This window comes from Loktanella sp. DJP18 (assembly GCF_049310965.1).
Lineage (GTDB): Bacteria > Pseudomonadota > Alphaproteobacteria > Rhodobacterales > Rhodobacteraceae > Loktanella.
The window spans coordinates 1-4,372 of sequence record NZ_JBMERN010000204.1 but is presented as its reverse complement, the minus strand read 5'-3'; the positions used below and the strand labels follow the sequence as shown (position 1 = coordinate 4,372).

Genomic DNA, 4,372 nt, shown 5'->3' with positions numbered 1-4,372 from the left:
GCCGCTGACAGAGTTCAGGGTGCCTACGATGCGCATGTAAAAAACGTGGATCTCAATGGCGTCTGTGAATGCCGTTATCGCGGGCCGTTGAAGCTCTCAGAACTCTCTGAGGAGGTGCAGAAGCGTCTTGATTTGGCACGCGCGGCAAAGCGCGAACCTCAGATCATAGTCGCTGACCAAATGTCGGATGAGGACATTGAGAAGATCATGAAAAGGCTCGATCAGACAGCTCTCGCCGCCCTGAAGAGTTTCGATGATCCATTAAGTCAGAGGTGTGGTGCCGACAAAGTTCGCCAGAGCCGTTTCGACCTCGATGATCACATGTCACTTAATCGATACGCAACGATGGTTGGTGAGGGGATAGCTCGCCTGTCATCCGAGAACCGGCGCAGCAGAATCTTGGTTGTTGTGAGCATCCGTGCCCTCCTCATGCGATCTGCGGACCCTCGTTGGAGCAAGAAGAAGCACAGCATGCCACCTGCCTTGGCCGATATTCCATATCGGTAGGAATATCATCGGGCCTTATCGCTACGCGCCTCGTCTGGCTGCTCTGCTTCGTGCACGGTAGCAGGCAAGGCAAATAGCGAGGAGCCGCTGCGGGTGGGGGGCTGCTGTGCTTCCTGGCCGTCGAGCCAGTCCCATCCCGCGGCGGTGATCTCGGGGTCTTGGCCGATCCAAGCATCAACCTCTCGCCTGGTCCTGCGGGCGCTCCCGCGCGGCCCGATGTGAGCCTGAGCGATGCGCTCTATGCCTTGTTCGGCCAAACTCCGCACCTCCGCCACGCGGTAGCCTTCGCGCAGGGAAATGGCGTTGATCTGAGCCGCTATCCGCACTCGCAGCGACTGTCGGTTGCCCCCTTCGTTGAGGCGCAGCATGTCTCGGCGGCGAACCCGCTGGGCGTCCGGTCGGCGGGCTTTAGCGGCCTCATGGGTTTCAAGCCCATCAATGGCCAGGATGTGAGCATGAGGGTTGCCCTTCCGGTCACGATGGATCGCCGCGACCAGCCAAGCGTCACTGTCCCGCCCTAAGTCCGAAATGATTGCTGCAACCATTTCGCGATGATGTTCCCAGGTGGCATCGCGGGGTAGTGAGACGATAAGTTTATCCGCAAGCCTGATCCCATTCGCCTCCGTGTGCCGCTCAGCGCGGGCATCGATAGCCCACCGGGACATTTCCCGCATTGCGGCTCTATCGGTCGCATCTTCTGCGATCAGGGTCTCGCCCTGGCAGTGCCCGATGATATCAAAGTCGGCGGCTGCATCAGTGCGGCAGATGTAGGTGAGATTGTCGAATGCAGCCTTTTTAGCGGCATTGATGGACAATCCGCCCCGCGATTTCGCGCTGGTCGAGATGTGGCGGATATTGATCGTCGCAGCATAAGTCATCATGGGACACCTCCGAACAGGAAGTAGTCCCCGCGAACACAGTTCGCGTAGCCCCCGGCAGGGCGCACGCTTAACGGGAACCGTTAAGCTTCCAAGTGCGCCCCCTCAATCGCCGGGGGAGGCTTCATCACACCTTTCCTACCTTCCGGCAGTAACTGGCGAATACGGTCTCGATGTTTCTTGCATCAAGAGCGATCTGCTTGCTCGCGCAGAACCGGCGAAAGTCGGATGCGATCAACTGGTCATCTTTGTTGCAACCGGCATCTCGTTTGATTTTCTGCCAGCTCTGAGCGTAGGTGATGCCTCCTGCGGCCGGAAACGCAGGTGCGATGGTTTCGGTTGAGTTATCTCGCCTCATCTTTCGGCCGATCTTCGGGCGATTTAGCTCGCGCTTCATTTCGGCGGGATCAGTATTCGTCTTCCACGCGATGGTCACGCTTGTGACGGTGCGCCCGATTTTTTTTGGAGTGGCTGTCAACATCAGGCGCGAAAGCTGATTGATCTCTTCGATAGCTGATTGGAGCGCTCTTCGGTTTAGGTCTGCGAAGCGCACGAGCTTACCCTCTGGCACGCCGAGCACGCCTCTAAGTTCGGCAACAGTGAAGGTCTTTGACTGGACGTGCTCAAGACCAGTCAGGCTGGCGACATGTTGGAAAAGCAAAACAGAATACTTGCTGCCAAGGTGGAATACAGTTTGGCGATCAAGGATCGTCCAGTGGTTTGACTTTTCGGCCATCTCCCGGAACATCCGGCCAAAATACCACCATACCAGCACGTCGCCCTTGGCCTCTTGGCGGTAGTCTACCACCGCGTGATCCACCAAACCGCCGATGGTGTAGCGCATTTTTTCTGGTTCATCGTAAGTTAGAACTGCGGCCTTCAACTCCTCGAGTGGTGTCCTGAGGCTGTCTTTGTCGTGATGATTCATGCCTTCAATCCGACGAATGTCCGAGAGGCGGATTTCATGGCGCACATCTTCGGCCATACGTCCACCAGCGGTGGCAATCATCAGGTGCATGAGCTTCAAAGCGCGTAGGCTGGGCGCGTTCTGCATGTAGACACCCCGTGCCAACTCCGTTGGCATTACAGTCTTGGCCTGGTCATAGGCCCGGTCTGCGGCTACTTGCGTCGTCTTTCCCATAAGTGACACTTAAAGACGCCAATAAGTCACCCGTCAATGCGCAGTTTCAGCCCGATTTGTCACCGTAGCGGCCCGATTTGTCACCGTAGCGGCCCGATTTGTCACTTAAAGCAAGGTAAGTATCTGTATTTGAATAGAAATTCAGCCCTGAACTATAAGAACATTAGAACAAGAATGGGCTACGCCCTGGATATTTTCAGTTTTTGCTTTCCTGAGCTACATCTGACAGCATTTTCATTGCATGCAACGTTACATGGGACGCAATTATGCCTGACAAAACGCACATCTTCATTGAAGACGCCGCCAGTGCGGGAACCTCAGTCGCTGATCCTGATGTGGTTCTGAATGATGACGAACTACGTTCAGGCGGTCTCGTCCCTGTTCAGACTTGGGTCCGCACAAAAGCGAGTAGAAATGCTCTACGTGCGCAGCGTAGTCGGGAAAGAGCTGAGAAAGGAGAAGGGGGATCGGCGCGTAAACAGGTCTCTTTGTTGGCGCCACCTGATGATGAGGCACGGTCAGCCCTCCGGGAAGTGGGTAGGTTGATGGTCGCGGGGGAGCTATCCGTCAGCGATCTTTGCAACCTTGGCAGGTCAATCGAACAGCCAGACGATGCGGCAACCCAGATAGGTCGCCGAGTCCTCAATCTCATTGAGGGCGGGGGGCTTCGCGGTCGGCTGTTGAAGCGTTTGGTTGGTTATCACAGTAGATAAATCACCAGCGTAGGTATTCGCTCTCAGCGAAGGGCGGATTCCCAGATTTTGGCTTTCTCTCGCCATGTCGAGACAATTTTGGGGTTAACACGTCCTGCGGCGATCCAATCCTCTTCTGCAAACCCAATGCGATTTTTGAGGTTATCTGCCCTTGCATCGCCTTCTTTTATGAAAGTCGAATAAGTGAGGTATGCAAGATATAAGGCACCTTCTTGAGGGCTAAATCCTTTTGGATACACCATATCGAGCGCTTCGAGCGCAGCCATGGGTCCAACAATCTCGATTGTAAGGTCAAAGGTCGGTAATAAAGAAGCGACCTGCCCGTTCCACTTCTTCCGTCTGTTGAATATCATTCTCTCAGTCCTTTCGGGCAATAATCCTCAGTAAGAGTTGCAGGTCACAGAGCTTCCAAAGCGGTTGCATGTCGTTGTTGTCGGTTGGCGAAGAGCTGGGGCTGGCGTGCGGATGACAGGAGCTGGGGCATATTGTTGCCCTCTAAAGGGGAAGGCTGGCGTTTGACCGTCTGTCTGCCCACATTGGTATGTCATGTAATACCAAGTTACGGGACCAGGCAGGACATCGGCGAGTAGTCCACCTGCTTTGCTATAGCTATCGAGCACCTGATACGGCCCCGAGCAAGTATCTGACGCTTTTTGATAGCAGGCATTGGGTGATTGACTGCATTTGGCAACGAGCATGGTTTGCCCGGAAGGGCCGGTCACACTCGTCTGTTGCGGCTCAACACAACCAGACAAACCCAGTGCCAAAGGCATCACCGAAAGAAATATTCTTTTCATCGTAATCCTCAAAAAGTGCAAAGCAGGTGCGCTGCTCTGCGATCGTGGCCTGCGCCATCTGCGAAGGCAAATCTCATCGTCTCTCACCAGCGCAATATTTGAGGTGACGCATGTTTGGCTTGGTGTCGAACAGTGCATGCGCACGAAGCGCGCCAAATGGACCCATTTCCTCCAAGTCCCAAAAAAAAGGAGGTGGACATGCTTATCATCATCAAAATCATTAGAGGTATTTGGCCGCCGGCTCGGCGCAGGCGGCGCGAAGCCTTGGCAGCCCGTGAGCGGGCGAAGGCCGAGGCACAGCTGCAAAGAGAGCGGGCTGAGAAGGCGCAACAAGTG

At 55.1% G+C, this 4,372-nt stretch carries 4 protein-coding genes; 1 reads left to right on the top strand and 3 read right to left on the bottom strand.

What is annotated here, in order from left to right; genetic code table 11:
* Positions 1–507 (top strand): hypothetical protein (locus ACOI1H_RS23785; protein ID WP_422440663.1); only part of this gene is annotated, 507 nt, incomplete at its 5' end.
* 5 nt (positions 508–512) lie between these two features.
* On the opposite strand, the gene ACOI1H_RS23780 is transcribed toward ACOI1H_RS23785, so the two are convergent.
* The 3 genes from ACOI1H_RS23780 to ACOI1H_RS23770 all read right to left on the bottom strand — a co-directional run bounded on the left by ACOI1H_RS23780 (position 513) and on the right by ACOI1H_RS23770 (position 3,592).
* Positions 513–1,388: a MobA/MobL family protein gene (locus ACOI1H_RS23780; RefSeq protein ID WP_422440661.1), complete on the bottom strand. Its 876-nt coding sequence runs from the start codon at positions 1,386–1,388 to the stop codon at positions 513–515.
* A 124-nt stretch (positions 1,389–1,512) separates the two neighbouring features.
* Positions 1,513–2,439 (bottom strand): replication initiation protein, encoded by a 927-nt coding sequence (locus ACOI1H_RS23775; protein ID WP_422440660.1) that lies wholly within the window; start codon positions 2,437–2,439, stop codon positions 1,513–1,515.
* A gap of 823 nt (positions 2,440–3,262) precedes the next feature.
* Positions 3,263–3,592, bottom strand: coding sequence for a hypothetical protein (locus ACOI1H_RS23770; RefSeq protein ID WP_422440658.1), 330 nt, complete (start codon positions 3,590–3,592; stop codon positions 3,263–3,265).
* Between the last annotated feature and the right edge of the window lie 780 nt (positions 3,593–4,372).